This window comes from Hydrogenophaga sp. (assembly GCF_036675665.1).
GTDB lineage: Bacteria > Pseudomonadota > Gammaproteobacteria > Burkholderiales > Burkholderiaceae_C > Hydrogenophaga.
On record NZ_JAKFEO010000007.1, the window covers coordinates 90,500 to 114,318 of the forward strand.

Consider the following 23,819-nt stretch of genomic DNA (forward strand, 5'->3'; position numbering starts at 1 on the left):
GCTCAATTTTTATACCAGGGATTGCAGATGGACAAAAAGGAAGTCGGATCAATCTTTCGTTTCAAAAACAATGATCGAGTGGGGGAGGCTGCCGCTGAAGCTGATGACAGATTCTTGTTCGACTGCTTCGTCGATAACGGAGACCTTGATTTGCTAGCAGACTGCGCAGCGCCTCAAAGAATCATTGTCGGAAGAACAGGAGCAGGCAAAAGCGCATTGCTTCGAATGCTTGAGTCACGCGAAGATAACGTAATTTCACTAGTGCCGGAGCAACTTGCACTAAGCTATCTCTCAAACTCAGAGGTTGTGAGATTTTTTGAAAGTGCCGGAGCGAATCTTGATCTTTTCTATCAACTTTTGTGGCGCCATGTGCTTGCTGTTGAGCTTGTAAAGTACAAATATAAAATTACAAACGAGGTATCGCAAAAGACATTCCTTGGCTCATTGGCGAATATTTTCCAACGAGATAAGACCAAAGAACAGGCCGTCAATTACTTGCGCCAATGGGGTGAAAACTTTTGGAATGAAACTGAGTACAGAGTCAAAGAAATCACAGGAAAAATTGAAAATGACTTGCGTGCCTCGCTAGGCGCGAACGGTCTGGGGGCAAAGCTCGAGGCCGGAGCATCCCAAAAGCTAACTTCCGAAGAACGACAAGAAGTAATTAGCCGAGGATCGAGAGTGGTGAGCCAAGTCCAAGTAAAGGCACTAGCCGACGTAATCAAATTGTTGGCCGATGAAGTTTTTAGTGATGACCAAGAGGCGCATTACATAATAATTGACGACCTTGATACAAAATGGGTAGAAGACCCACTTAAGCTGAAGTTAATTCGTGCATTGATTGAGACTGTAAAGACATTTAGGCAAATTCGAAACGTTAAGATAATCGTCTCCTTGCGGCTCGACTTGCTTCAGCGCGTTATTTCAGCCACAAGGGATTCTGGTTTTCAATCCGAGAAGTACGAGTCTCTTTATTTAAAGCTTACTTGGAGGCCACCAAAGCTTATTGAGCTACTCAACAAGCGAGTTGAGTTTCTCGTCAAACAAAGATACACATCTCGGCCCGTTCCCCTAGATGAGCTGTTTCCCAAAAAAATCGGGCATAGTACTTTCGCCGATTATTTGATGCAAAGAACCTTTTTGAGACCTCGAGATGCGATCCTCTTTATCAATGAATGTATCGCACGCGCAGTCGATCGCGGGCAGATTTCAGTTCAAATTGTTCACGATGCCGAGGGGTCTTACTCTCAGAAAAGAATCGATTCCTTACAAGAAGAATGGTCTGGTATTTATCCACACGTAGCGGATTATATTCATATTTTCTCGAGACGTCCTATTCAACAGCGTATTAGCGAATTCAGTGAAGAAAGCATACGTGAGTGGCTATTTGATCGGCTATTGCGGAATGATGATTTAACAGACCCCGTCATCATCGCCGCTCGCGCCCACCTAAATGACGGAAAACCAAGTCATTTCAAGTTTCTACTAATTCTTTTCGACAGCTTGTATTCAGTCGGAGCTGTGGGCATAAAGCCTGATCCAAGCAGTCCCGAATATTGGTCTTATTACTCCGATCACAATCCAGGAGAGGGCTCAATGAAACCGTCATCCATCATTAAATTGCATCCTACTTTTTGGCGGGCTGTTGGAGCTCGGCCAAACTAGCTGAACGGTACTTCGTTACGATCGCGTAAGAGCCACAGCATCATCAAAGCGGCGCAGATCTGTTAGCGAGCCGACATTTGAGGCAAAGCTTGAATTAGTGCAATCAAAGAATCGCTTTTCACGGGAGCATAAAGAATGGCCAAATTTTTAACAACTACCGGCACTAATTACCACTTGGAAGAGTTGATCAAAGGCGCGTCCGACCGCCTGATCCTGATCAGCCCCTTCCTCAAGCTCAACGACCGCATGAAGGAGCTTTTGGCGGACAAGAATCGCTTGAAGATCGACGTGCGCATCGTCTACGGCAAGAGTGAATTGCAGCCACAGGAAATCGAATGGCTGCGCGGCCTGACCTATATCCGCACCAGCTTCTGCAAGAACCTGCACGCCAAGTGCTACATGAACGAAGAGATGTGCATCATCACCAGCCTGAACCTCTACGAGTTCAGCCAGGTGAACAACAACGAGATGGGCATCCTGATCCAGCGCGGAGAAGACAGCCAGCTCTACAAAGACGCCTACGAAGAAGCCCAACGCATCATCCGCATCAGCGAGGAAGTGCGCATATCGCTGGAGCGCGTGTCAAACGAGCCCGAGGCTTCTGCCGCCGAGACCGGCCAGGGCGCCGATTCAGAATCGGTCGGCGACAAGCTGGCCTCGTCCAAGATCGCGGCCAAGCTGGGCATGAAGACGGCTCAGTTCATGGACCGCGCCGCCGAGCAAGGCTTTCTGACGGTGGACGGCGACAAACATCTGCTGACCGTCAAGGGCGAAAAGGCAGGTGTGGAGTTTGTGGCCAAGTCCCGGTTCGGGCCTTACTTTCTCTGGCCGCAGGACTTTCATCCGGTCTGAGCGCACGCCGCGCGCTTTCGGTAGCTGACTACGGCGGGTACAGCGGGAAATAGCGATGGCCTACCGTGGCAATCGACGCCAAGGACTTCGACAGAAGTCCAGCGACACGTTCCCGGAAAGGATCTTTCGTGTCCTGGTTTTGACAGGCGTACTTTGGGTGGTCAGCGAGTTCATGCGAGGACGCCCTGACCTGGCAGTTGCGGGGACCGGTCTGCGCTCCGTTCTCTGGCTTCCGTTGACTATCGGTGTGGGCTTGCTGGGCCTGCACTTCGTCTTTCGGGCGCTGGCTGCCTTGTCCTCCAACGCTGACTCGGCACGCAGCACCTTCGACGATCGGCGTGATCCGCAGTACACCGAAGCAAACGCGCAGACGGGGCCGTTCAAGGAGGTTCGCTGGAGTTCCAATGTCTTCGCTGCCATCGAGTGGCGGCGCTTCGAGGCGGTCGTGGAAGCCCTGTTTGCGCAAGAAGGCTATGAAACGCAGTCGCAGTTGCATGGAGCGGACGGCGGGGTGGACATCTGGCTGTATTCGAAGAATCCAAATGACTCGGTGTCGGTGGTGCAGTGCAAGCACTGGCAAGGCAATCCGGTCACGGTGAAGGAACTGCGCGAATTCCTGGGTGTGATGGCGTCGCATGGCATCAAGCGCGGCAACTTCGCCACCTCGTCGCGCTACACGGCCGATGCGATGGCCTTCGCCAAGGCCAACGGCATCACCGCGCAGAACGGCAACGATCTGCTCAGGTTGATTGCCCAGCGCTCACCAGAGCAGCAGGCCCGTCTGCTGGAAGTGGCGTACGAAGGTGAGTACTGGAAGCCCACGTGCGTCAACTGCGGCGTGAAGATGGTGGAGCGCGAAGCCAGGAACAACGGTTCCCGGTTCTGGGGTTGCATGAACTATCCCCGCTGCAAGTGCACACTCCCCATGAAGACAGCTAACTGAACCCATCACATCAAGCCCCAACATGCTCGCCAACCTGACCCCCTTCCTCCTCCACTGGGCCATCACCGCCTTCGCCCTGTGGGTGGCGAGCCATCTGTTCAAGGGCATCCGGTTCGGCAGCACCTCGGCGCTGGTGATCTCGGCCCTGCTGCTGGGCCTGGCCAATGCGATCGTGAGGCCGCTGCTGGTGGTGCTCACGCTGCCCTTGACGCTGCTGAGCTTTGGCCTGTTCCTGCTGGTGATCAACGCGCTGATGCTGTTGCTGGTGGCCAAGCTGGTCGAAGGATTCAAGGTCGACGGGTTCTGGACGGCGTTCTGGGCCAGCCTGTTCATCTCGCTGCTGAGCCTGGTGCTCGGCGCCTTCGTGCTGGGCGGCACGCCCGAGTACACCATTGAGACCAACCCGGCGCCGGGGCGGGTGTGGCTTTGAGCCCTTTATCAACCAAGACGAGTTCACACATGCCATTCATTCGCGTTTTCACGGTTCTGCTGGCGGCACTGCTGCTGAGCGCATGCGCCGCACCCAAACTGACAGCGGAACAGGCCAGCAGCATCAAGAAGATCGGCATTGTTTCCCTGCTGCCCCAAGAGGTGAAGTACCGCAAGATCGGCATCACGGTTTTCAACAACGAGTACAAGTCTGTGCCGGCAGGCGATGTGTTCAACGCGGCCGCTCGCTCCAGCGCAGAACGTTTCCTGCGCCAGTCGGGCAAGTACGAGGTGAAGCAGATCGAGGTCGACGTTGCGCCCATGGCCAAGAGGCTGAATGGCCGCAGCATGGTGATGTCACAAAACATTGAGCGCATTGACACCGAGATCGTCGAGCTGGCCAAGTCGAATGGGGTGGACGCGGTGATCGTGGTAGGCGAAAACTTCGACGCGGAAAGAGGCATCTTTGGTCTGGTGATGGGCCTGCGAGCCGGCCTGGGTGACGTGCGATCCGCCGGGGCCATGGCGGGGCTGCAGGTGGCGGGCATCACGGCACGCAAGGAAATCTTTCTGGGTAGGTACCCGTCGGTGGGTATGGGCAGGGGGGTTTCCCGCCCAGAGGGCAAGCCCTGGGCTTACAAGCTGGAAGACAACCTGGATGAAGCGACTCACCGCGAGGTGATGAGGGTGATGCAGGCCGCCATCGAGAGCGAGGTCGCTGCAGCGCTGGCTGCCACGGACCTCTGACGGCCTCGATCCTGGCCATAGCGCATCAGCACCGCAAGCCTGGCTACTGGCAGGACCGCGGCAACTGATGCCGTATGTGTTGGCGGAGGCTGTTGATGCCGCCGCTCTCAGTGCAGCGTGTTCGCCATGATCTGGTGCACTTCCTGCTCCAGCCCCTCTGACGGTATGACCACCATTTCCTTGCCGCCGAACTTTGCCGAGTAGCGCGGCGATTCGCTGGCATGCTGATAGGCCTCGCCGAGCCGGAAGATCAACTCCCCGACCTGGACGTCCGATAGGTGGTGCTCCTTGGCCATGTCATTGAGGCTGGAGACCTTGCCGTCATGAATCCAGGCAATGCCAAAGTTCTGGGGTGGCTTGCCGAGGAAGACGAAGGCTTCGTGCTCTGCCGGCACCACCTGCAGGTGGTCAGACACCTGGTGCGCCAGCTCCTCCAGCGGTGTTTTGATGTCATCGAGCTTGCTGATCGCGTCGCTGTCCATCGGCAGCGGCGGATACTCAACTTTGTGGCCGAAAAACTTGTCCAGCAGTCTCATGTTGTTCTCCTTTCAGAAGACAAATAAGAGAGCCTGACGACAACCCGCAGGCTGGGTGCCTGGACGGCGCTAGGTCGCCAAGCGCTTTCACCATAGACCTTCAGGGCGATCTTTTCAAATCGAATCGATGAAGCGAGTGCCCCCTCAAAGGTGCACGCATGTTTCGTCATATGTTTTGTTTCTCAAACTTGACAAAATGGCCATTTTGATCAGAATGAGCAACAAATGCCGTCCAAACCACCTGCTCCGCTTCATCAAAGCACAGCCCAGTTGCAAGCCCTGGGCGCGCAGCTTCGCGCGCGGCGCAAGGCACTGCGTGTCAGCAGCACGGTGGCGGCGGAGGCGGCGGGCATGTCGCGGGTGACGCTGCACCGCATCGAGAAAGGCGAGCCTTCGGTGGCAGGCGGCGCATGGGCCAATGCCATGGCGGCGCTGGGCATGGCGCTGCTGGCCCGCAATGCCGAAGACGCCGAAACCGATGGCGCTCGCGCGAGCCCGGCGGATCTGGCCGAGTGGATTCCGGTGCACGTGCGCCTGGCGGACTACCCGCAACTGAAGGCCCTGGCCTGGCAGGTGCACGGTATCGACACGCTTTCGCCCCTGGAGGCCTTGGGCATTTACGAACGCAACGCGCGCCATCTGGACACCGCTGCCATGTCGCCCGCCGAGCGGGCGCTGTTGAAGGCGCTGCGCACGGGTCTGGGTGGTGGCGCGGCGGTGGTGGGCACGCCCGATGTTTGAACGCCCTCACCACCAGCGCATCGCGCATGTGCTGGCCGCGCTGGACGGCGATGCGCTGCGGCAGCACGGCTGTTTGTTTGGAGGCGGTACCTGCATCGCCCTGCGCCATGGCGAGTACCGCGAATCGGTGGACATCGACTTTCTGGTGTCCGACGCTGCGGGCTACCGGGAACTGCGTCAGTTGCTCACAGGCCCCGGTGGGCTCAACGCCCTGGTCAGGCCTGGCGCTCAGCCGCTGGAGATACTGCGCGAGGTGCGCGCCGATCAGTACGGTCTGCGCACGGTGGTGCAAATGGACGGCCAGGCCATCAAGTTTGAAATCGTGCGCGAGGCACGCATCACGCTGGAAGCGCCGACCAAGGACGATGTGGTGTGTGGCATCGGCACGCTCACGCCGCTCGATCTCGCAACGTCCAAACTGTTGGCCAATTCAGACCGGCAGGCGGACGACGGCGTGTTCAGCCGCGACGTGATCGATCTGGCGATGATGGGCTTGCGCTTGCCCCTGCTGCGCATGGCGCTGGCCAAGGCCGAGCAAGCCTACGGCCCCGCCGTGGCGCGCGATCTGGCCAAAGCCATTGACCGCCTGCAAGAGCGCCAGGGCTGGCTGGAGCGATGCATGCAGGCCATGGCCATGACGCTGCCCAAGGCGGTCCTCTGGCAAAAGATTCGCGCGCTGCGCAGGTTGTTGAAGCCGGTTTGAGCTGCTTGCCTTGCGCCTGGGCAGATCACCCGGCGGCGTTGGCCTCAGGCAGCTTCGCAATCACCTTGATCTCGAACTGAAACCCGTAAAGCCACGTCACCCCAACACCGGTGAGCGTGGGGTACGGGGCTTCGCCCCAGTGTTCGCCAAACACCTCCCAGATGGTTTCGAAGTTCGACTCCGGATCGACGATGAAGACGGTCACGTCGACCACGTCCTTGAACGTGCAGCCAGCGGCCGAGAGGATCGCGTTGAGGTTGTCGAATGCAAGGCGGACCTGGCCTTTCAGATCGGCCTCGGGTGAGCCATCGGGGCGGCTGCCCACCTGCCCCGAGACGAACAGAAAACCGTTGGACCGGATCGCTGGCGAGTAGTGGTTCTTTTCATAGAGCGCCTGGCGTCCGGCGGGAAAGACAACATCACGTGCAGACATGGAATACCTCTTTGTTTGGTGGGGATGGATGGACTCTAGGCATTCACGGCCTGCGGATAAACGGGCAAGTCGCACAATGACTGTTTGAGATTCCCAAACAATCAAACGAGGTGTGAGGAGCCGCCATGGACCGTTTCGATGCGATGCAGGCCTTTGCCCGCGTGGTGGAAGCCGGCAGCTTCACCAAGGCGGCGCAAACGCTGCACATGAGCAAGACCACGGTGACGCAGCTGGTGCAGCAGCTGGAGGCGCGGCTGCGTGTGAAGCTGTTGAACCGCACCACACGGCAGGTGAAGGTGACCGCCGATGGCGCCGCCTACTACGAGCGCGTGGTGCGCCTGCTGGCCGATCTGGAAGACGCCGACACCAGCCTGTCCAGCGCATCGGCCTCGCCCCGCGGGCGCTTGCGTGTGGACGTGCCCAGCCCGCTGGCCCGCATGATCCTGATGCCTGCCCTGCCGACCTTTCACGCGCGCTACCCCGAGATCCAGCTCCACATGGGCGTGAGCGACCGCATGGTGGACCTGATCGGCGACAACGTGGACTGCGTGCTGCGCGGCGGTGAGGTCACCGATCCGTCGTTGATCGCGCGCCGCGTGGGCAACCTGCAGCTCGGCGTGTACGCGGCCCCCAGCTACCTGGCGCTCGCGGGCACACCACTGCACCCCCGCGAGCTGGAAGACACGCACCACCGCACCGTGGGTTATCTGCGCGCGCGCAGTGGCACGGTGGCGCCTCTGGGCATGGAGCGCGAGGGTGAACGCATCGAGGTGCAGGGGCGCTATGCGGTGGCCGTTGACGACGGCAACGCCTACCTGGCTGCGGGGCTCGCCGGCATGGGCGTGCTATGGCTGCCGCACTACATGGCCCAGGACCATGCAGCGCGCGGCGAACTGGTGCCGCTATTCGACGGCTGGCATTGCGATTCGATGCCGATGTACGTGGCGTTCCCGCCGAACCGACACGTGAGCGCGAAGCTGCGGGCGTTCATCGACTGGGTGGTGGCGTTGATGGCTGTGCATGCGCCGGTGGTGCTCCCGCTGTGATGCGAAGCAAACTGTTGCTGTCGAGATCCTTTACAAATCGGGACAGTGGTTTGCCAAAAACTATGAGTCACCACTTTCCAATTGCTGTTAAGTCCATGAAAAACCTTGATATTTCCCGGATGGAATTCTTTGGCTTGAATATTGCTGACCATATTGCCAAGTGCGGATCCGTCTGAGGAAATCCTTTGGCAACCCGTCCTTCGTACTGTCCTTTTTCAGGACGGGTTCAACCAATGCTGTTTCTGGGGACCGCCATGTTCAAGTTTTCGAAATTCGCTGCGGCGACGATGCTGACGATCAGCTCAGCCGTGGCAATGGCGGCACCAACCGTTGTATTTCAAAGCGATTTCAATGCGCCGCTGCCTTCGGAAATTTCGCCCGGGCTGGCCACCTTGACCGGGGTGCAGGGATTCGCCGGACTTGGGCCAGTTGGCAACCAGTTTGGAGGAAATTTCCTGCGCAGCCCCACCGCCAATACAGTGACATTGAGCTTGAGCGGACTGCCAACACACGACACCATCAGTCTGGAGTTTTTGTTTGCAGCGATTGACTCGCTGGACGGCACAGGCGCATTTCCAGCAGGTGATTTTTTCAAGATCGTTTTTGATGGCGTGACGCTCTTCAGTGAATCATTTGCCAATGCAACACCGGGGCAGATCCAGAGCTATATCCCGCCGGTTGGCGTAGAACTCGCACGGCACCTTGATCTTGGTTTTACCGGTCCAGGCAGCTTCTACACAGACAGCGCCTACAACCTGGGGGCTGATCCCTTGTTTGCCAACTTCGCGCACACAGGTTCGACCGCAGTCATTGAATTCTTCATTTTCGGGGAAGGCAACCAGGATCTGAACGACGAATCCTGGGCCATGGACAACCTGAAAGTCAGCGTCACCACACTCAGGGATCCGAACGAAAATTCAGTTCCTGAACCGGGTTCATTGGCATTGCTTGCGTTGAGCCTGGCTGGCCTGGCCTTCACTCGCAAGAAGTTGTCAACCCGCTGAGGTCGTCGGACCGCTGACCGCTGCGCCGCCATCAGACGGTGCGCAAACCGTGGCTTCGGGGCGCTGGTGATTCGGAGGCAAACTCTCATCCACCATGCCCCGCCCCCACCACCACGTCTACGTGATCGAGCTGTCCAGAGACGTGCTGCTCGAGCCGAGGTTTCGCAAGAACAACCCGGGCTACATCGATGGCAAGCCGTGCGTGTATGTGGGCATGACCGGGCTGGACCCGGACGTGCGGTTCGACAAGCACAAGGCGGGCATCCAGTCGAACGCGTATGTGATGAAGTACGGGCTGCGCCTGCTGCCCGATCTGTACGAGGGTTTCAACCCGATGAAATACGCGGACGCGGTGGACAAGGAGATTGAAGTCGGCATCGACCTGCGCTCGGCCGGCTTCGGGGTCTGGCAAGCCTGATCAGTTGGTGGCGCCAGCGCCAAGCGCTGTGTCTTGCTCGACCAACATCGCGCGGCGCACCGCCAGCCGCAGCCCGCGCACGATCTCCTCCAGCGGCATGCTCGGGTTGCCCTGCTCCGGCAGCCACGGCACGTGAACGAATCCACCACGCGTGTGCTTGAGTTCGCGTCGCGTGGCCAGCGCGTGCATCAACCCATAGAACACGTGGTTGCAGACGAAGGTGCCGGCGGTTTGCGACACCTCGGCCGCCACGCCTTCGGCATGCAACTCGGCCAGCATGGCCTTGATGGGCAGGCTCGTGAAGTACGCCGTGGGTGCGCCCTGCTTCACCGCCGTGTCCACGGGCTGCGCACCCGCGTTGTCTTCGATGGGCGCGTCGTTCACGTTGATGGCCACACGCTCCAGCGACAGCGCGCTGCGCCCACCGGCCTGGCCCACGCACACCACCAGCGCGGGCCGGTGTTTTTTCAGCAGCGCATTCAGTTCTTTCAGCGAAGCGTCGAACACGGTGGGCAGTTGCGCGGCCACCACCGTGTGCCCGAGCACCTGCCGGCCGTGCAGCGCTTTCACGGCCAGCCAGCTCGGGTTCAGCGTTGCGCCGCCGAAGGCGTCAAAACCGGTGAGCAGTATCTTGTTGGGCATGGAGCTGGTCAGCCCCGCAGCGCGCCAGGCGCCAGGTCTTGCAGGGCGTGTGGCCCGATGGCGGCGCGAATGAGGCGCAGCGTGGGGTGGCCTACGGCAGCGGTCATGCGGCGCACCTGGCGGTTGCGCCCTTCAGAGATCACCAGCTCCAGCCAGCTGGTGGGGATGGACTGGCGAACGCGCACGGGTGGGTCGCGCTCCCAGAGCGGTGCGGGCTCGGGCATGCGGCGCGCGCGCGCCGGACGGGTGGGGCCGTCGTTGAGTTGCACACCCTGGCGCAGCGCCGCCAGAGCGGCCTCGTCGGGCACGCCTTCCACCTGCACCCAGTAGGTTTTTTCCATCTTGTGGCGCGGGTCGCTGATGCGGGCCTGCAGTTGGCCGTCGTTGGTCAGGAGCAGCAGGCCTTCGCTGTCGGCGTCGAGTCGGCCGGCCACGTACACGCCCGGGATGTCGATGAAATCCTTGAGCCCGCGCCAGCGGCCTTCGGGCGTGAACTGGCTCAACACGCCATAGGGCTTGTTGAAGCAGATCAAGCGGGCAGCGGGCGCGACAACCATGGGCAGAGGAGCGTCGCCGCTCAGGGCTTGGCGACACGCTGGCGGATGTCGCGCAGCTTGGCCTGCAGGCGTTGCTGGTGCTCCGGCCCAACGCGCAGCAGCATCTTTCGCCCGGCCGAGAGCGACTCCAGCGCCGGGTCGGAAAACTCATACCGCACCCAGGGCCGCGTGGAGGTCACCTCACCCTTCACCTCCACCAGCGTGACGGCCAGCGGAGCGGTCGGCACCGGGGTGGCGATCAGGTGGTCCAGCACCTGGACCAGGCGGTCGTTGAAGTAGCGCCCCGGAAAACCCAACTCTTCATAGGCTTGCTGAAACAGGGGGTAAAGCCGGCGGTACAGCGCGACGGCCTGAGCGGTGTCGACCGAGTCGATCATCAGCACGAGTGGCGCGTAGCGGCGCTGGTTGTCGGGGTGGATGCTTTCAACGCCGTCGTTGCCGCGCAGCACGGTGAAGCGCTCGGGCGTGGGCTTGACGGGCCAGACCAGGGTGGGTGCCTGCTCGCGCGCCAGGTTGTCCACCGTGGCCACCGCCCGCCGCACAAAGCCGTCGAGCTGCAGGAAGGCCAGCACGTTCTGGCGCGTGAGCAGATCGGTCAGCAGTTCACCCACTTGTTGATCGGACTCGGCCAGCGTGGGCAACGGTGTGGGCCCGCCAGCGGCCTCGGGGGCCGGAGGATCGATGGGGTGCTGGATGGCCGGGGTCGCGGGCTCCAGCGGCACGGGCGTTCCCGCCGGCGCCGGGGCCACGGGTTCGATGACAGGCTCGGGTGCCGGCCGAGGTTTGAAGTGCTGCCAGCCGTAGTAGCCGCCAACGAGCACCACAACAAACACGACCGCGGAGGTGATGAGCGCGGGTCGTCGGGAAGTGCGGGGAGTGGGTCGGTACATGCCTCGTCGCCTGGGGTGGGTTGGGAGGCTTCCCATCCTACACCGCTGTTTTTTTGAGCCAAGCCAGGGTCAGCGCCTGCAGCCGCTGGTGGGCCTCGCTCTCGCGGTCGAGCACCACGCTGCGTTTGGCGCTGAGGTAATGCGTGGTGAACACGTCGAGCCAGGCGGCCAGGCTCTGGGCGGCGAGCGTTTCGCCGGCCAGCGCCAGGCACAGCGCCGCCACTTCCGAGGTGCAAAAGTGGCTCTCGCGCGCTGAGCGGCGCAGCCGGTAGTTGGACACCTGATCGGGGTGCAGACTGAGCACCGGCAGGTGGTCCAGATAAGGGCTCTTGCGGAACATCTTGCGGGCTTCGGACCAGGTGCCGTCGAGCAGCACGAACAGCGGTTTGCGGCCACCCTGCTTCTCCCCGGCTCCCATTGAAGCGCTCAGATCGGTCACCACCCGCTCGGGCTGCACGAACTCGCCCGGAAACACCAGGTAGGGCTGCCACTGCGGATCGGCCAGCAGGGCGAGCAGGCCGGGTTCCACCGCGGTGCGGGACCAGCCAAAGGCCCAGGTGTCGGCCACCACGTCAGCCACCAGCCAGCCGGTGTTGCTGGGTTTCAGCGCCTCGATGTCGCCCATGACCAGGCACACCCCGGCGCGCGTGGTGACCCGTGGGCGCAGGGCACACAGGCAATGGCTGGCAACGAGGCGGCAACCCGCACAACGCCCGCCACCCGAGCCCCGGGCCACAAAGGGTTTGGCGCTCGCGGCCAGGCGCCGGGCTCGCAGGCTGAAAACGGCGTGGCTGGGGCGGGTTTCTGGCGGTGGGGCCACTAAAAATGTCATGGGAAGGACTGTAGGCGCAATGCTCAAGACGCTTCTGGGACACAAGCAGGGCTGAAAACGCCTCTGTAATGTTTACAGCGTGACATTTGTCTCAGGGCGTTTGCCTCCGGCCCACCACAATGCGCCGCATGCCTGTATTTGAAATTGCTGTGTGGTCGGCCATGCTGGGAGGCTTGTTGACGTTGTCGGCCGTGGCGCTGGGCGACGCGTTGGCCAGCCGTTCCACGGGCTCGGTACGCAACCTGCTCTTCGTGCTGATCACGGGCGCCAGCTGTGTGGTCATGACGGGGTTGCCCGAGGTCTTTTTTCCGGAGCTTCCCGAGCGCTTGATGATGGTGCTCAAGGCGAGCCTGGGGCCGCTGGCGGGCGCCATGGCGCTGTACTTTCTGGGCAACTGGCTGGGTGGTGTGCGCGAAGACGCGCTGGTGCACAACCTCACCGCGCTGGGCGGCACGGCCGTCCTTCTGGTGGCACTGGCCCTGGCTGCGGTGTCCTCGCAGGTGGACCCCATGGATTTCCCCCCGCTGCTCATGCTGACGGCCACCGTCAACCTGGTGCCGGTGCTGCTGGGGCTGCTCGCGGTCATTCGCGCGGCCAAGCTGGGTGACCCGCTGGCGCGCTGGATGGGCGTGGGCATGGTGTGCCTGGCGGCCGCCACGGTGGGGCTCTATGCGCGGGGCCTGAGCGTGCCGGGGTTGGGTCTGGGCACCTGGCTGGCCACCGCGGTCTTCACCCTGGCCTACTTCCTGATTGCTTCGGCGCTGGGCCTTTTGCGAAACCGGTACAACCGCGAACTGGCGCGCCTCTCGCGGCTGGACAAAGCCGCCGAGCCCGCCACGGGCCTGCCCACGGGGGCCGCGCTGCTGACCGAGGTCGAACACGTCTTCTGGCGCACGGCGCGGCGCGGCGGCGTCTGCACCGTGGTGTGCCTGCATGTGAGCAACCTCTACGAACTGACCGACGCACCCGGACAAGGCACGGAGCACCAGATCCTCACGACGCTGGCGGCCCGGGTGCGCCGCGCCGCGGGTTTTCGGTGCGTGGTGGGGCTCTACCACCCGCGCTGCTTTGTCGTGGTGCTCGCCAGCGACAAGCTCAACAAGGCAACTTTTGAGGCCCTCACCCGCCTGCGCTCCACCGTGGCGCTGCCCCTGTCCGTGATGGATGCGAAGCACATCTACCAGCCCTTCACGCCCCAGATGGGCATGGGCGTGATCACACTCGAACCCGAAGGCTCCTCGCCGATGGAGGTGATCAACCAGGCCGAACGCCGCGCGCTGGCCGAAGTGGGCGAAGCGCGCGATTCACGCCCGATTTCACAGCACGAGATCGACACCGCGCCGGGGGAGTTGGTGTGATGGCCACACCGCGGCATCACCCGTAAGTCCTCAGTGCCGGGGGCGGCTTAAGTCAAAGCGTTTCCTCGCTCCCGGCGGGCCGCACGGCCAGCCGGTGACAGGCCTGCTTCGTCGGTCAGTGGCACCGTTCATCTCTGCGCCAAGGCACCATGTCGAGGCATGTCAAAAGAACAAGATTCCTCGCGCAGGGCGCCAGCCTCGCCGCGCAAACCCGCGCGACGCAAGCACGACCCGTTGCTGGTCAACGGGGTGAGCTCCCTGGTGGCGGGCTGCGGCCTGTGGATGCTGTCGTTGGCGATGGGCGACCAGGCGACGTTCAAGGTTGCGTCGCGGGCCCTGCTGGCGCCGGCCTGGATGGCGCTGGCGGTGGGTGTGGCCCTCTTGTTGCTGCACCTCGTGATCAAGCGGCGCACCCGCTTCGAGGCCGCCATGCTGCTGCGCCAGCATTCGCGGTTTCTCGAACCCATGCCACCGGTGCTCAACCTGCCCAAAACCAACGCCAAGCTGCCTGCCGCGCGCCGGAAGCGTCCGCGAGCCATGAGCGCTGAATGAGCGCTCGACGGCTTTTTACTTCTGCACCGGGTTCGCCGTGAGCAAAGCGGCCGAATAGGCCCGCATGAACTCGCGCGCTTTCTCCGGGTGGGGCGCGGTCAGCCAGGCGCTGTAGGCGCCCTCGTTCAAGATCACCGGCATGCGCTTTTCGCTGCCGGGTTGCCCATAGCGGTGCATCAGCGCATGGCTGTTGGCGTTCACCGTGAGCAGGCAGAAGCTCACGATGACTTCATCTCCGGCCCCCTTCCAGCTTTCCCACAAACCCGCCACCCCCATGGGCTTGCCATCCACCCGGGTGATGCGCGTGGGCACGGGCTTGCCACTGCGCAGGTCGTCTTCCTGAAACGACAGCATGGGCACGATGCAGCGCCGCGCGCCCAGCCAGGCCTCGCGAAAGTTGTTGGAGGTGGTCACGATCTCGCAGCGCGCGTTGACCAGTTTGGTCGATCGCAGCTTGGCGTCCGATGCCGACTTGACCCAGGTGGGCACCAGGCCGAACTGGCCCGTGGCGAGCTCGAATGTGGGCTTGTCGGGCTCGGCGCCCTCGGCCAAGGGCTCGGTGGCCACCAGCCGCACGAACACGCCCGGCTTGCGCGGCCACACATCGCGCCCCACCGGCGTGTCCGGGGCCGGCACGTTGAAGGCGTCGGGGTACAGGCTGGCCTGCTGAAGACTCTCGAATTGGGTGCTCATCGGGCCATGCTAGCTGATGGGCGCCGCGAAGCCGGCCCGGATGACGGCCACTTGCCAACAGGGCCCTTTTCGCGCACGCTCCTGCACCTCGGTGAAAACAGGAGGCGCTGCATGAACTATTCGGACGGCTACCTGAGCGAAACCCTGCCGCTCTACGGCCCGCCCGCCTTGCTGGTGCCACCCGAGGTTGAGCTTGCCATCGCCCAGGAGAATGAATCGTCCGGGCTGGACGATGAAGACCTCCTTCGCCGCTCCCGGCGCTGGACCCACACCCTGTTCAGCGAGATGCGTCTGGGTCAATGGGTGTTCCGCCCGCGCACCAGCGGCATGGCGTCGTGGGGCCTGAGCACCGCGCTCAACAACCCTTTCGAGCGCTGCGCCATCGGCCTCATGGACCCCGAGCACGAGGCCCCCGGCTTTGGTCTGGTGCTGACGTCGCAGTTGCCGATCGATCGGCCCTTCGAGCTGGTGGGCGACGCGTTTTTCCCCCGGCTTGAACAGACATTCCCCGTGGGCCTGGGTTCGGCCCGCACGGAGCTGCATGCACTGGCGCACCCGGTGGGTGCAACAACGGCCTGTTGGGCGCGCAGCCGGAAGACAGCACTCTGGGGCGTGCTCACCGCGGGCCACGCCGTGCGGCATGTGGGGCGTGGGGGCGCGGTCGCGATGTCGCTCGGACAACAAGGCCAGTTGGGGCGAGCCCGCTACCCGCCGATCGATGCCGCCTTTGTGCTGACCACGCCACCCAGCGGGCCGACCAGCCCTCTGCCGGTGGCACCCTTGCCGTGCCCGGCCGCGGGTTTTCGGGTCTGGGTGGAGAGCCAGAAGACGTCTCAGCAGCGCCGTGTGATCCGCACCATGGACACCCTGGGCGTGGTGCGCACCGGCGCGTTCCCCGTGCTGTCGTTTCTGGATCTGCCCTGCGTGCCAGGCGATTCGGGCGCGCTGGTGAGTGACCTGAACCGGCAGGGTCTGGGTCTTTACCTGGGCAGCATGAACACCAGCCAGGTGTCTGGTGGTGTGGTCGGGTTGGTGCAGAACCTCGAACAGGCGGTGCACGTGCTCAAGGTCGATCCCTTCATCTAAACAGGAGTGCCCACATGGCCAGCAAAAAATCTCCCAGTTGGGAAGTGCAGTTGTTCGTGCCCACCGAATTCGATCCGGGGGACCTGGACATCGACGACGACGTGGTGGAGACCCACTCGCTGAAGGGGTTCTTCAGCGGCGGTGCCGTCAAGGTGGTGGACGGCGAAGCCATGAAAAAGCAGTGGAAGAAGACCATCGACGACATGCTTGCGCTGACCTCGTCCATGACCGGCGCTCAGAGCGAATGGTCACTGGACGGCATCGAAATCGGGCTCACCCTGAGCGCGAAGGGCGAGTTGCTGTTCATTGCCGAGGCCGGCGCCGAAGCCAGCGTGAAACTCACCCTCAAGCGCAAGCCTCCCGCGGTCTGAGGCAGGCAGGCGCCGGCACTGTCCCACAATGCACCCATGACCGCCCTGCCTGCCAGCCCCGCCGCCGACCGCAACAAGCAGCCCATCCTGGAAACCCTGCAGCGGGTGCTCCCCGAGCGTGGCGTGGCACTGGAGATCGCATCCGGCACCGGCCAGCACGCCATCTGGTTTGCCGCCGGTTTGCCTGGATGGCAGTGGCAGCCCACCGACCTGCAAGCCAGCGCGATGGTCACCATCGCCGCCTGGACAGACCAGTCGGGCGCGCGCAATGTGCTGCCGCCGATGCGGCTGGACGTGATGTCCGAACAATGGCCCGACGAAGGTGACCTGTTCGGTGAGGCGTTTGGCGAGACCTTTGACGCCGTCTACTGCGCCAACATGCTGCACATCGCCCCCTGGGCCGCGTGTGCCGGGCTCATGCGGGGCGCGGCAAGGGTGCTCGCGCCCGGCGGTGTGCTCATCACCTACGGCCCCTACCTCGAAGACGGCGTGCCCACCTCGCCGGGCAACCGGGCGTTTGACGAGAGCCTGCGCAACACACACCCGGACTGGGGCTTGCGTCACCTCGCCCAGGTGGAACAGCAGGCCCGCAAGGTCGGCCTGCACCTGCGCGAGCGCCACGCCATGCCGGCCAACAACCTGTTGCTGGTGTGGGGCCGGGAACCAACGACCCAGGCCTGAGCTCCATCCCCCTCCTCATGCACTCCCGATCGCCCGCCCATGCTCAGAAACCTCAAAGACCTGTTTGACAACCTCGCGGCCAGCCTCAGCGCGCCGGCCGGCGCCCAACTGCCTGCCGAGCAGGAACACACGCTGCAACTCTCCACCGCCGTGCTGCTGGTGGAGGTGATGCGCGCCGAGCCGGACTTGAAGGACAGCGAGCGCGACGCGGTCATTGCGGCGCTGCGGCGCAAGTTCGCGCTGACCGACGACGAGCTGGAACGCCTGATGGAGCTGGCCCACGAAACGGCACGCACCGCCTACGATTACCAGCGCTTCACCGGCATGATGAACGAGCGCTTCACCCAGGCGCAGAAGATCAGCGTGGTCGAAGCCATGTGGGACGTGGCGTTTGCCGACAAACACCTCGACGCCAACGAGCACCACGTGATCAGCAAGGTGGCGGGCCTGCTGCATGTGACACACGGCGAGTACATCGCCGCCAAGCTGCACGCCCAGGCCGCTGCCCAGGGCTGACGCCCGCGCGGGCCGCACAACCGGCTACCGAACTTTGCCTGCGCTGCGGGGCGCGTTCACCGGGCGGATACATGGGGGGCACAACATGAAGGCTCACCAACCCCCAGGAGTCAACTCCATGAAACCCCGAAATCTTGTTGTGTACGCCATCGCTGCCGCCACGCTGAGCGTCAGCTCCTTGTCTTTCGCACAGGGCTATGGCCGGGCCGAGCGTTATGGAGCGCCCACCATGCAACGTGTGGATGATCGTCGCGACGACCGCCGCGATTTCCGCGAAGACCGCCGGGACGATCGACGCGACTTCCGGCAGGAGCGCCGCGAAGACCGCCGTGATTTCCGCGCCGACCGCCGCGATTACTACCGCCATGGCGCGCATCCCCGCTACTACTACCAGGCCCGTGGCCCGCAGTTCCAGCGCGGTCGCTACATCCCCGTCGAATACCGCAACCGCCAGTACGTGGTGGTGAACCCCCATCAGCACCGCCTGTCCGCACCTCCGCGCGGCCACCAGTGGGTGCAGGTGGGCAGTGACTACGTGCTGATCGCGATCGCCACCGGCCTGATCGCCAACCTGATCCTGAACAACTGACCTTCTTCGGTCCACTCGCCCCATCAGGCGCTGCGCACCCCTTCATCCGGGGAGCGCAGCGCCTTTTCCTTGAGGTCTTCGGTCTGCGATGATCCAGACCTCTGCCCACACCGCACCGTCCACCATGAAACTCCGATTCTTTGCAATGCCCCTGCTCGCGTCGCTGGCCCTGCTGGCCGCGTGCTCGAAAGAAGACGCCGGCGCCCAGCCGGGCAGCCCAAGCGCCGCAGTGGTCACCACCCCGATCGAAACAGCGCAAGCCCTGGACGTGCTTGCAGCACAGGGCAAGGGTTTTGCGGCCGGCAAGATCCTCAGCGCCAACGCTGTCTATGTTTTGTTCGACCCGCAATGCCCCCATTGCGCGCGCCTGTGGGAGGCATCGATGCCGCTGCACGGCAGCGTGAAGTTCGTCTGGCTCCCGGTGGCCATCATGAACGCCAAGAGCGCTCCCCAGGGCGCGGCCATCATGACCGCCACCAACCCGGTGCAGGCCATGACTGCGCACGAAACATCACTGCTGGCCGGCAACGGTGGCACTGCGGCCTCGGCCGACATCGCACCCGACGTGCTGGCCGCCATCAAGACCAACACCAACCTGCTTGAACGCCTGGGCGCCACCTCGGTGCCATTCATCGTGGCGCGCCACCAGCGCAGCAACCAGGTGGTGATGCAGGCCGGTGCCAACGACACCCAGGCCCTGGCGAGTTTCCTTGGCATCGGACAGCCTTGAAGCGTGGTTTTGTGCCTTACCATCGCGCAGTCAAGCCGCCTTCGCGGCTGTTTAACGGAGGCCCCCATGGGCAAAGAACAGCGCAACGAAAAACTGTCCAAGAAACCGAAGAAGGACACCTCCGCGCCCAAGGGGCCGGTCACGTCGGACAGGCCGATGCCCCCCGTGACGGCGGTGCTGCCGCGCGGCAAGGAAAAGAACAAGTGAGCCTGACATGAAGGCCACCTGGAACGGCGCAGTGATCGCCGAGAGCGACGACACGGTGGTGCTGGAAGGCAACCACTACTTCCCCGAAAGCTCGCTCAACCGCGACCACGTGACCTTCAGCAACCACCGCACCAGCTGCCCCTGGAAGGGCCAGGCGAGCTACTACTCGCTGCTGGTCAACGGTGAACTCAACAGCGACGCGGCCTGGTACTACCCGGACCCCAAGCCCGAAGCGGAAGAAATCCGCGGGCGCGTTGCCTTCTGGAAAGGCGTGAAGGTCGCGCCCTGACCCTGCGCGCGCCGGGATCGCAATGACCCCGGCCAGCCCTGGACGACTGGCTTGCTCGCCCACCCCGCGGCGTATCCTGCGTGGCACCACAACAACCCCAGGAAACACGCCATGCACCCACCATCACGGTGAAGTGATCGGGCACGCGCCGATGCATTCATGGACCTTGTTCACGTTGGGTGCGCTCCCCGCCATGGTTGCGGCCATGGGTTTGTCGGTGCAACCCGCCGACGCTTCCTGTGCGCCGAGCGCCGCGGAGCGGAACGCACCAGCGCAAGCGGCCAACCGCCTGCCCGACAGTCAGGTGGTGGCGGGGTCGCGGGACATCGCCTGGGTCTGGCTGAGCTCTCCCACCCACCGCTATCCCCATGGCGCCCTCGGCTCTGCGGTGCATGCGGGCAGCGTTCAGGTGCTGTCCCGGTCATCCAGCGGGGCGCAGACGCTCCTGAGCCTTTCACTGCCGGTCCATCGCGTCTTCGAAGACCGGGTGCCCCGCCTGGTGGACCTGGACGGCGATGGTCGCGACGAGATCGTGCTGGTCGAAGCCGATGCACTGCGCGGCGCCGCCCTGGTCGTCCTCGGTCTGGCGCAGCGCGACGGGAAGCCCACCATCGTGGAGCGCGCGCGTGGACCGCACGCCGGCTCGACCTTCCGCTGGCTCAATCCGGTGGGTTTTGCCGATTTCGACGGCGACGGCCAACTGGATGTGGCCAGCGTGACCACACCCCACATCGGCGGCGTGCTGACGCTTCACCACCTGCGACCACCGGAACTCGTCCCCTTCGCCCGAGCACTGGACGTTTCAAACCACCGCATGGGCGCGCTGGAGCAGCAACTGGCAGTGATCGTGCAGCGCCCCGGCTTGCGCCCCACCATCATCGTGCCCGACATGACGCGACAGGCTTTGCATGCACTGCGCTGGGATGCGCCGGGCCAGTGGCACGAGCTGGCCGACCTCAAGCCACTGCCCGGGACGGTCGAGCGCCTCGCACCGGGACCCGGCGGGGCGTGCGCCTGGCTGGCCGATGGCCGCGTCTTGCAGATCACCTTGCTGCCTTGACGAAGCCCCCAGGTTGACCGACGTCAGGCGGCCTGCACGCCCAGCTTCCTGAGCTTGCCCAGCCAGCGGTCCACGCCCGCCGGGCCCAGACTCTCCACCGAGCCGATCAAGGTTTCATGAATGGGTGCAAAGCCCACGAAACCCAGGATGTTGCGCTCCAGCGATTTGACGCTGTGCGCCCGGAAGTACCACCGGTAGGCCAGCGCGGGCATGCCCATGGTGACCACCACACGCGCCGAACGCCCGCTCAGCGGCTTGTGGCCAAACGGCTTGGGGCCTTCGGGGCCGACCGCAAAACCCGGGCGCGCCACCTGCTCCAGAAAGGCCTTGAGCAGCGCCGGCATGTCGCCCAGCCAGAGCGGGAAAAAGATCACCACGTGTTGGGCCCAGGCGATACCGTCCTGCGCGGATTGCAGGGCCGGCGGCAGCGTGCCGTGGTGCCAGGCCTCCGCGGTCTTGAGCACGGGAAAGTCGAGCGCACCCAAGGCGATGCGCCGCACCTCGTGGCCACCGGCGCGAGCGCCATCGGCATAGGCCTCGGCGAGGGCATGGTTGAGGCGCTCCACGCTGGCATCAGGATGGCCTTCGATCAGCAGGATGCGGTGGGAGGTGGTCATGGCGGGCTCCATCGGGTGAGGGAGTTCCATGTTGCGGCCCGAGCGCCCGGCGGGCCTTGACGCGGATCAATTCCGCCGACGACTCAGCGCCGGTCCGGCTTGCGCGGCTTGTTGGCGCGCTCTTTTTTCTTGCTCTGGCGCTCGGCGTCGGCCTGCTGGCCAGCGGCCAGCCAGGCCAGAAACTGCTCGGGCGTCTCCAGCGTGATGCGCCCGAGCACGCCGCTGCGGAAATCGGCGATCAGCAGCTCGGCGGCTTTCTGCCAGTTGATGGTGCCGCCCGAGCCGATGGCACCGCGCTTGCGCGCGATGGCCGCCATCACTTCCTCGTCGGGCAGGCGGGCCACGGTGTCCAGAGGCAGGCCGAGCTTGTAGCGGGCTTCGAGCTGCGCACCGTAGGTGGCCTTGAGTTTGGACAGCAGCTCCAGCGCCACCTCCTGGTCGTCGTAGGCGTTGCGGCCCACCGCACCGCTGGCGGCGAGGTTGTAACCGCTCTCGGGCACCACGATGCGCGGCCACAGCATGCCGGGGGTGTCGAACAGGTAGAAATCGTCGGCCAGCACCAGGCGTTGTTCGGTGCGTGTGATGCCGGCCTCGTCTCCGGTCTTGGCCGAGCGTTTGCCCAGCAGGGTGTTGATCAGCGTGCTCTTGCCCACGTTGGGGATGCCGCAGATGAGCACGCGCATGGGCTTGACCATGCCGCCACGCAGCGGCGCGAGCTCGAAGCACGACGCGATGATGGCGCGCGCCGGCGCGGTGATGCTGGCGTCAAGCGCGATGGCGCGGGTGTTGGGCTGGGCGTTGTAGTGGGCGAGCCAGAGCGCTGTGCGCTCGGGGTCGGCCATGTCCTGCTTGTTGACCACCTTGAGCGTGGGTCGTCCGGCCGTGAGCTCGGCCAGCAGCGGGTTGGCACTCGACCCGGGCAGGCGCGCGTCGAGCATCTCGATCACGACGTCGATGTCCTTCACCCGCTCGGTGATGGCCTTGCGCGTGAGGTGCATGTGCCCGGGGAACCACTGGATGCTCATGGGAAAACGGTCTTGAAGAGAGATGGGGACCGGGGATTGTGCCTTGGTGTAACTCCCGGGGGCCGCCTGCGACCCGCATCCCTACAATGAATTTCCACCACAACAACCCCTTGAGGAGCCCCATGGCCATCACCGTGAAAATCGATCTGGGCTACGAATTCGACGTCAAGGCCCCGGCGGCCGAGGTGTTCGAGGTCCTCTCCAACGTGCCCGAATCGGTCGGCCATTTCCCCAAGGTCGAGAAGCTCACCGACCTGGGCGGCGGTGTCTACCAGTGGGAGATGGAGAAGGTCGGCACCGCGCAGGTGAACATCCAGACCATCTACGCCAGCAAATACGTGAGTGACAAGGCCAAGGGGACCGTGAAGTGGACCCCGGTCAAGGGCGTGGGCAACGCGCTGGTGGGCGGCAACTGGAAGATCGTGGACAACAAGAAGTCCACCAACGTGACGCTGGCGATTCAGGGCGAGATCGAGGTGCCGCTGCCTGGTTTGATGAAGATGGTGGTGGCGCCTGTCGTTGAAGGTGAGTTTGAAAAGTTGGTCGAAAAATACATCGACAACCTCATCAAACGCTTCGGCGGCGAAGCTTGAAGCTCGCCCTCAGGCGCTGAGGGTCTGCTTGAAAAACGCCATGGTGCGATCCCAGGCCAGCTTCGCGGCAGGCGCATCGAAACGCGGCGTGGTGTCGTTGTTGAAGCCGTGCTGCGTGCCCGGGTACTGGTGGGCCGTGTAGCGCACACCGGCGGCTTTCAATGCGGCTTCGTAGGCGGGCCAGGTGGCGTTGATGCGTTCGTCGACCGCGGCGAAATGGATCAGCAGCGGCGCCTTCACTTTCGCGGCATCTGCCACTGGCGGGTGGTTGCCGTAGAACGGCACGACCGCGGCCAGATCGGGAATCTGTGTCGCCAGCATGTGGGCGATGCCCCCGCCATAACAAAACCCCACCACACCCACACGGCCATTGCTGTCCGCACGGGCCTTGAGCGTGGCTGCGGCGGCCAGCATGTCTTGCCCGGTCCTGGTCTGGTCGAGCGTGGCGAACAGCGTGCGTGCCTTGTCTTCGTCACCGGGGTAACCCCCCAGCGGCGTGAGCGCATCGGGTGCCAGGGCCAGGTAGCCGTCGAGCGCGAGGCGGCGGGTGATGTCTTCGATGTGCGGATTCAGCCCCCGGTTTTCATGGATGACGAGCACGCTGGGCAACCTGCCAGTGGCATGGGCCGGCTTGGCCACATAGGCCTTGACGGTGCCGTGGCCCGCGGGTGAAGGCACGTCCACCATCTCGGTTTTCAGGCGCGCATCGTCCTTGGGCACCATCTGCGCCGCCGCAAAATTGGGACTGAGCGCGGCCAGCAGGCCGGCGGCCGTCATGCCACCCACGGCGAACTTGCTCGCGCGGTCCAGAAAACCCCGGCGGTCCAGGTCGCCGTGCACGTAGGCGTCAAACAGGATCAGCAGTTCCTGGTCAAAGTCCGCAGCGGTCAGTCGGGTCATGGCGGCTCCTGTGCAAAAACGTGCAGGATAGACGCGACCCGCGCCGAATGCGCATTCACCACCCGGGCGTGCAGGTTTTGAGGTGTCTTGAGCAGCGTGTCGCTGCTCCGGCCA

General features: G+C 63.4%; 32 protein-coding genes. 22 read left to right on the plus strand and 10 right to left on the minus strand.

The features are described from left to right. Positions 1-27: 27 nt before the first annotated feature. The 5 genes from V6M63_RS03180 (at position 28) to V6M63_RS03200 (ending at position 4,636) form a co-directional block, all read left to right on the plus strand. Positions 28-1,665 (plus strand): P-loop ATPase, Sll1717 family, encoded by a 1,638-nt coding sequence (locus tag V6M63_RS03180; protein ID WP_332739390.1) that lies wholly within the window; start codon positions 28-30, stop codon positions 1,663-1,665. Positions 1,666-1,839: 174 nt separating this feature from the next. Then, the gene (locus V6M63_RS03185) at positions 1,840-2,517 is read left to right on the plus strand and encodes a phospholipase D family protein (protein ID WP_332739392.1); all 678 of its coding nucleotides are present in this window, start codon (positions 1,840-1,842) and stop codon (positions 2,515-2,517) included. Between the two features lie 55 nt (positions 2,518-2,572). Continuing rightward, on the plus strand, positions 2,573-3,460 hold the full coding sequence (locus V6M63_RS03190) for a restriction endonuclease (protein WP_332739394.1): 888 nt from the start codon (positions 2,573-2,575) through the stop codon (positions 3,458-3,460). 22 nt (positions 3,461-3,482) lie between these two features. Further along, a complete protein-coding gene (locus V6M63_RS03195) occupies positions 3,483-3,890 on the plus strand; it encodes a phage holin family protein (RefSeq protein WP_332739396.1) in 408 nt (135 codons plus the stop codon). A gap of 29 nt (positions 3,891-3,919) precedes the next feature. Next, a complete protein-coding gene (locus V6M63_RS03200; protein ID WP_332739398.1) occupies positions 3,920-4,636 on the plus strand; it encodes a hypothetical protein in 717 nt (238 codons plus the stop codon). Between the two features lie 107 nt (positions 4,637-4,743). Here V6M63_RS03200 and V6M63_RS03205 read toward each other — a convergent pair whose 3' ends face one another. Then, a complete protein-coding gene (locus tag V6M63_RS03205; RefSeq protein ID WP_332739400.1) occupies positions 4,744-5,172 on the minus strand; it encodes a hypothetical protein in 429 nt (142 codons plus the stop codon). 225 nt (positions 5,173-5,397) lie between these two features. On the opposite strand from V6M63_RS03205, the gene V6M63_RS03210 reads away from it, so the two are divergent. Both V6M63_RS03210 and V6M63_RS03215 read left to right on the plus strand, forming a co-directional pair. Then, positions 5,398-5,913 (plus strand): helix-turn-helix domain-containing protein, encoded by a 516-nt coding sequence (locus tag V6M63_RS03210; protein ID WP_332739402.1) that lies wholly within the window; start codon positions 5,398-5,400, stop codon positions 5,911-5,913. Then, positions 5,906-6,616 carry a nucleotidyl transferase AbiEii/AbiGii toxin family protein gene (locus tag V6M63_RS03215; RefSeq protein ID WP_332739404.1) on the plus strand — a complete coding sequence of 237 codons (711 nt, stop codon included), beginning with the start codon at positions 5,906-5,908 and terminating at the stop codon, positions 6,614-6,616. Before V6M63_RS03210 ends, V6M63_RS03215 begins: the two co-directional genes overlap by 8 nt. Positions 6,617-6,641: 25 nt before the next feature. Here the strand turns inward: V6M63_RS03215 and V6M63_RS03220 are convergent, their stop codons facing one another. Then, on the minus strand, positions 6,642-7,049 hold the full coding sequence (locus tag V6M63_RS03220) for a RidA family protein (RefSeq protein WP_332739406.1): 408 nt from the start codon (positions 7,047-7,049) through the stop codon (positions 6,642-6,644). Positions 7,050-7,174: 125 nt separating this feature from the next. Between V6M63_RS03220 and V6M63_RS03225 the strand changes: the two genes are divergently transcribed. The 3 genes from V6M63_RS03225 (at position 7,175) to V6M63_RS03235 (ending at position 9,517) form a co-directional block, all read left to right on the plus strand. Further along, positions 7,175-8,095, plus strand: a complete 921-nt coding sequence (locus tag V6M63_RS03225; RefSeq protein WP_332739408.1) for a LysR family transcriptional regulator — start codon at positions 7,175-7,177, stop codon at positions 8,093-8,095. 254 nt (positions 8,096-8,349) lie between these two features. Continuing rightward, on the plus strand, positions 8,350-9,099 hold the full coding sequence (locus V6M63_RS03230) for a PEP-CTERM sorting domain-containing protein (protein ID WP_332739410.1): 750 nt from the start codon (positions 8,350-8,352) through the stop codon (positions 9,097-9,099). A gap of 94 nt (positions 9,100-9,193) precedes the next feature. Further along, on the plus strand, positions 9,194-9,517 hold the full coding sequence (locus V6M63_RS03235) for a hypothetical protein (RefSeq protein WP_332739412.1): 324 nt from the start codon (positions 9,194-9,196) through the stop codon (positions 9,515-9,517). Here the strand turns inward: V6M63_RS03235 and pcp are convergent, their stop codons facing one another. Genes pcp through V6M63_RS03255 form a run of 4 tightly spaced genes read right to left on the minus strand, consistent with a single transcriptional unit; the run spans position 9,518 to position 12,438 of the window. Beyond that, positions 9,518-10,159, minus strand: a complete 642-nt coding sequence (pcp, locus tag V6M63_RS03240; protein WP_332739414.1) for a pyroglutamyl-peptidase I — start codon at positions 10,157-10,159, stop codon at positions 9,518-9,520. A gap of 8 nt (positions 10,160-10,167) precedes the next feature. After that, positions 10,168-10,716 carry an rRNA large subunit pseudouridine synthase E gene (locus tag V6M63_RS03245; RefSeq protein WP_332739416.1) on the minus strand — a complete coding sequence of 183 codons (549 nt, stop codon included), beginning with the start codon at positions 10,714-10,716 and terminating at the stop codon, positions 10,168-10,170. Between the two features lie 20 nt (positions 10,717-10,736). Then, positions 10,737-11,606: a DUF3014 domain-containing protein gene (locus tag V6M63_RS03250; protein ID WP_332739418.1), complete on the minus strand. Its 870-nt coding sequence runs from the start codon at positions 11,604-11,606 to the stop codon at positions 10,737-10,739. A gap of 37 nt (positions 11,607-11,643) precedes the next feature. Beyond that, positions 11,644-12,438 (minus strand): tRNA-uridine aminocarboxypropyltransferase, encoded by a 795-nt coding sequence (locus V6M63_RS03255; RefSeq protein WP_332739420.1) that lies wholly within the window; start codon positions 12,436-12,438, stop codon positions 11,644-11,646. A 128-nt stretch (positions 12,439-12,566) separates the two neighbouring features. Between V6M63_RS03255 and V6M63_RS03260 the strand changes: the two genes are divergently transcribed. Beyond that, positions 12,567-13,796, plus strand: coding sequence for a diguanylate cyclase domain-containing protein (locus tag V6M63_RS03260; protein WP_332739422.1), 1,230 nt, complete (start codon positions 12,567-12,569; stop codon positions 13,794-13,796). A gap of 159 nt (positions 13,797-13,955) precedes the next feature. Further along, entirely contained in the window at positions 13,956-14,348 is a 393-nt protein-coding gene (locus V6M63_RS03265) for a hypothetical protein (RefSeq protein WP_332739424.1), read from the plus strand. Between the two features lie 15 nt (positions 14,349-14,363). Here the strand turns inward: V6M63_RS03265 and V6M63_RS03270 are convergent, their stop codons facing one another. Next, complete coding sequence (locus tag V6M63_RS03270) at positions 14,364-15,041, minus strand: SOS response-associated peptidase (RefSeq protein WP_332739426.1); 678 nt, start codon at positions 15,039-15,041, stop codon at positions 14,364-14,366. Between the two features lie 111 nt (positions 15,042-15,152). On the opposite strand from V6M63_RS03270, the gene V6M63_RS03275 reads away from it, so the two are divergent. The 9 genes from V6M63_RS03275 (at position 15,153) to V6M63_RS03315 (ending at position 20,570) form a co-directional block, all read left to right on the plus strand. Continuing rightward, positions 15,153-16,127: a hypothetical protein gene (locus tag V6M63_RS03275; protein WP_332739428.1), complete on the plus strand. Its 975-nt coding sequence runs from the start codon at positions 15,153-15,155 to the stop codon at positions 16,125-16,127. A gap of 14 nt (positions 16,128-16,141) precedes the next feature. Further along, the gene (locus V6M63_RS03280) at positions 16,142-16,498 is read left to right on the plus strand and encodes a Pepco domain-containing protein (protein WP_332739430.1); all 357 of its coding nucleotides are present in this window, start codon (positions 16,142-16,144) and stop codon (positions 16,496-16,498) included. Between the two features lie 36 nt (positions 16,499-16,534). Continuing rightward, the gene (locus V6M63_RS03285) at positions 16,535-17,179 is read left to right on the plus strand and encodes a DUF938 domain-containing protein (RefSeq protein ID WP_332739432.1); all 645 of its coding nucleotides are present in this window, start codon (positions 16,535-16,537) and stop codon (positions 17,177-17,179) included. A 39-nt stretch (positions 17,180-17,218) separates the two neighbouring features. After that, the gene (locus V6M63_RS03290; protein WP_332739433.1) at positions 17,219-17,695 is read left to right on the plus strand and encodes a tellurite resistance TerB family protein; all 477 of its coding nucleotides are present in this window, start codon (positions 17,219-17,221) and stop codon (positions 17,693-17,695) included. Positions 17,696-17,813: 118 nt separating this feature from the next. Further along, on the plus strand, positions 17,814-18,284 hold the full coding sequence (locus tag V6M63_RS03295) for an RcnB family protein (RefSeq protein WP_332739435.1): 471 nt from the start codon (positions 17,814-17,816) through the stop codon (positions 18,282-18,284). 124 nt (positions 18,285-18,408) lie between these two features. Then, positions 18,409-19,014, plus strand: a complete 606-nt coding sequence (locus V6M63_RS03300) for a thioredoxin fold domain-containing protein (RefSeq protein ID WP_332739437.1) — start codon at positions 18,409-18,411, stop codon at positions 19,012-19,014. A 66-nt stretch (positions 19,015-19,080) separates the two neighbouring features. Next, positions 19,081-19,221: a hypothetical protein gene (locus tag V6M63_RS03305; protein WP_172823103.1), complete on the plus strand. Its 141-nt coding sequence runs from the start codon at positions 19,081-19,083 to the stop codon at positions 19,219-19,221. Positions 19,222-19,228: 7 nt separating this feature from the next. After that, the gene (locus V6M63_RS03310) at positions 19,229-19,510 is read left to right on the plus strand and encodes a DUF427 domain-containing protein (RefSeq protein WP_056271071.1); all 282 of its coding nucleotides are present in this window, start codon (positions 19,229-19,231) and stop codon (positions 19,508-19,510) included. A 151-nt stretch (positions 19,511-19,661) separates the two neighbouring features. Further along, positions 19,662-20,570: an FG-GAP repeat domain-containing protein gene (locus V6M63_RS03315; protein ID WP_332739443.1), complete on the plus strand. Its 909-nt coding sequence runs from the start codon at positions 19,662-19,664 to the stop codon at positions 20,568-20,570. Between the two features lie 23 nt (positions 20,571-20,593). Here V6M63_RS03315 and V6M63_RS03320 read toward each other — a convergent pair whose 3' ends face one another. Together V6M63_RS03320 and ylqF are read right to left on the minus strand one after the other, a co-directional pair. Further along, positions 20,594-21,187: an NAD(P)H-dependent oxidoreductase gene (locus tag V6M63_RS03320; protein ID WP_332739445.1), complete on the minus strand. Its 594-nt coding sequence runs from the start codon at positions 21,185-21,187 to the stop codon at positions 20,594-20,596. 83 nt (positions 21,188-21,270) lie between these two features. After that, complete coding sequence (ylqF, locus tag V6M63_RS03325; RefSeq protein WP_332739447.1) at positions 21,271-22,212, minus strand: ribosome biogenesis GTPase YlqF; 942 nt, start codon at positions 22,210-22,212, stop codon at positions 21,271-21,273. Between the two features lie 122 nt (positions 22,213-22,334). On the opposite strand from ylqF, the gene V6M63_RS03330 reads away from it, so the two are divergent. Continuing rightward, on the plus strand, positions 22,335-22,805 hold the full coding sequence (locus V6M63_RS03330) for an SRPBCC family protein (RefSeq protein WP_332739449.1): 471 nt from the start codon (positions 22,335-22,337) through the stop codon (positions 22,803-22,805). Between the two features lie 9 nt (positions 22,806-22,814). Here V6M63_RS03330 and V6M63_RS03335 read toward each other — a convergent pair whose 3' ends face one another. Beyond that, a complete protein-coding gene (locus tag V6M63_RS03335) occupies positions 22,815-23,705 on the minus strand; it encodes a dienelactone hydrolase family protein (RefSeq protein WP_332739451.1) in 891 nt (296 codons plus the stop codon). Positions 23,706-23,819: the final 114 nt, after the last annotated feature.

Excerpts from the sequence above, each read along its gene's own strand:
- V6M63_RS03180 (WP_332739390.1), top strand. The coding sequence starts at position 28 with ATGGACAAAAAGGAAGTCGGATCAATCTTTCGTTTCAAAAACAATGAT.
- V6M63_RS03190 (WP_332739394.1), top strand. The coding sequence starts at position 2,573 with ATGGCCTACCGTGGCAATCGACGCCAAGGACTTCGACAGAAGTCCAGC.
- V6M63_RS03195 (WP_332739396.1), top strand. The coding sequence starts at position 3,483 with ATGCTCGCCAACCTGACCCCCTTCCTCCTCCACTGGGCCATCACCGCC.
- V6M63_RS03200 (WP_332739398.1), top strand. The coding sequence starts at position 3,920 with ATGCCATTCATTCGCGTTTTCACGGTTCTGCTGGCGGCACTGCTGCTG.
- V6M63_RS03205 (WP_332739400.1), bottom strand. The coding sequence starts at position 5,172 with ATGAGACTGCTGGACAAGTTTTTCGGCCACAAAGTTGAGTATCCGCCG.
- V6M63_RS03210 (WP_332739402.1), top strand. The coding sequence starts at position 5,398 with ATGCCGTCCAAACCACCTGCTCCGCTTCATCAAAGCACAGCCCAGTTG.
- V6M63_RS03215 (WP_332739404.1), top strand. The coding sequence starts at position 5,906 with ATGTTTGAACGCCCTCACCACCAGCGCATCGCGCATGTGCTGGCCGCG.
- V6M63_RS03220 (WP_332739406.1), bottom strand. The coding sequence starts at position 7,049 with ATGTCTGCACGTGATGTTGTCTTTCCCGCCGGACGCCAGGCGCTCTAT.
- V6M63_RS03225 (WP_332739408.1), top strand. The coding sequence starts at position 7,175 with ATGGACCGTTTCGATGCGATGCAGGCCTTTGCCCGCGTGGTGGAAGCC.
- V6M63_RS03230 (WP_332739410.1), top strand. The coding sequence starts at position 8,350 with ATGTTCAAGTTTTCGAAATTCGCTGCGGCGACGATGCTGACGATCAGC.
- V6M63_RS03235 (WP_332739412.1), top strand. The coding sequence starts at position 9,194 with ATGCCCCGCCCCCACCACCACGTCTACGTGATCGAGCTGTCCAGAGAC.
- pcp (WP_332739414.1), bottom strand. The coding sequence starts at position 10,159 with ATGCCCAACAAGATACTGCTCACCGGTTTTGACGCCTTCGGCGGCGCA.
- V6M63_RS03245 (WP_332739416.1), bottom strand. The coding sequence starts at position 10,716 with ATGGTTGTCGCGCCCGCTGCCCGCTTGATCTGCTTCAACAAGCCCTAT.
- V6M63_RS03250 (WP_332739418.1), bottom strand. The coding sequence starts at position 11,606 with ATGTACCGACCCACTCCCCGCACTTCCCGACGACCCGCGCTCATCACC.
- V6M63_RS03255 (WP_332739420.1), bottom strand. The coding sequence starts at position 12,438 with ATGACATTTTTAGTGGCCCCACCGCCAGAAACCCGCCCCAGCCACGCC.
- V6M63_RS03260 (WP_332739422.1), top strand. The coding sequence starts at position 12,567 with ATGCCTGTATTTGAAATTGCTGTGTGGTCGGCCATGCTGGGAGGCTTG.
- V6M63_RS03265 (WP_332739424.1), top strand. The coding sequence starts at position 13,956 with ATGTCAAAAGAACAAGATTCCTCGCGCAGGGCGCCAGCCTCGCCGCGC.
- V6M63_RS03270 (WP_332739426.1), bottom strand. The coding sequence starts at position 15,041 with ATGAGCACCCAATTCGAGAGTCTTCAGCAGGCCAGCCTGTACCCCGAC.
- V6M63_RS03275 (WP_332739428.1), top strand. The coding sequence starts at position 15,153 with ATGAACTATTCGGACGGCTACCTGAGCGAAACCCTGCCGCTCTACGGC.
- V6M63_RS03280 (WP_332739430.1), top strand. The coding sequence starts at position 16,142 with ATGGCCAGCAAAAAATCTCCCAGTTGGGAAGTGCAGTTGTTCGTGCCC.
- V6M63_RS03285 (WP_332739432.1), top strand. The coding sequence starts at position 16,535 with ATGACCGCCCTGCCTGCCAGCCCCGCCGCCGACCGCAACAAGCAGCCC.
- V6M63_RS03290 (WP_332739433.1), top strand. The coding sequence starts at position 17,219 with ATGCTCAGAAACCTCAAAGACCTGTTTGACAACCTCGCGGCCAGCCTC.
- V6M63_RS03295 (WP_332739435.1), top strand. The coding sequence starts at position 17,814 with ATGAAACCCCGAAATCTTGTTGTGTACGCCATCGCTGCCGCCACGCTG.
- V6M63_RS03300 (WP_332739437.1), top strand. The coding sequence starts at position 18,409 with ATGAAACTCCGATTCTTTGCAATGCCCCTGCTCGCGTCGCTGGCCCTG.
- V6M63_RS03305 (WP_172823103.1), top strand. The coding sequence starts at position 19,081 with ATGGGCAAAGAACAGCGCAACGAAAAACTGTCCAAGAAACCGAAGAAG.
- V6M63_RS03310 (WP_056271071.1), top strand. The coding sequence starts at position 19,229 with ATGAAGGCCACCTGGAACGGCGCAGTGATCGCCGAGAGCGACGACACG.
- V6M63_RS03315 (WP_332739443.1), top strand. The coding sequence starts at position 19,662 with ATGCATTCATGGACCTTGTTCACGTTGGGTGCGCTCCCCGCCATGGTT.
- V6M63_RS03320 (WP_332739445.1), bottom strand. The coding sequence starts at position 21,187 with ATGACCACCTCCCACCGCATCCTGCTGATCGAAGGCCATCCTGATGCC.
- ylqF (WP_332739447.1), bottom strand. The coding sequence starts at position 22,212 with ATGAGCATCCAGTGGTTCCCCGGGCACATGCACCTCACGCGCAAGGCC.
- V6M63_RS03330 (WP_332739449.1), top strand. The coding sequence starts at position 22,335 with ATGGCCATCACCGTGAAAATCGATCTGGGCTACGAATTCGACGTCAAG.
- V6M63_RS03335 (WP_332739451.1), bottom strand. The coding sequence starts at position 23,705 with ATGACCCGACTGACCGCTGCGGACTTTGACCAGGAACTGCTGATCCTG.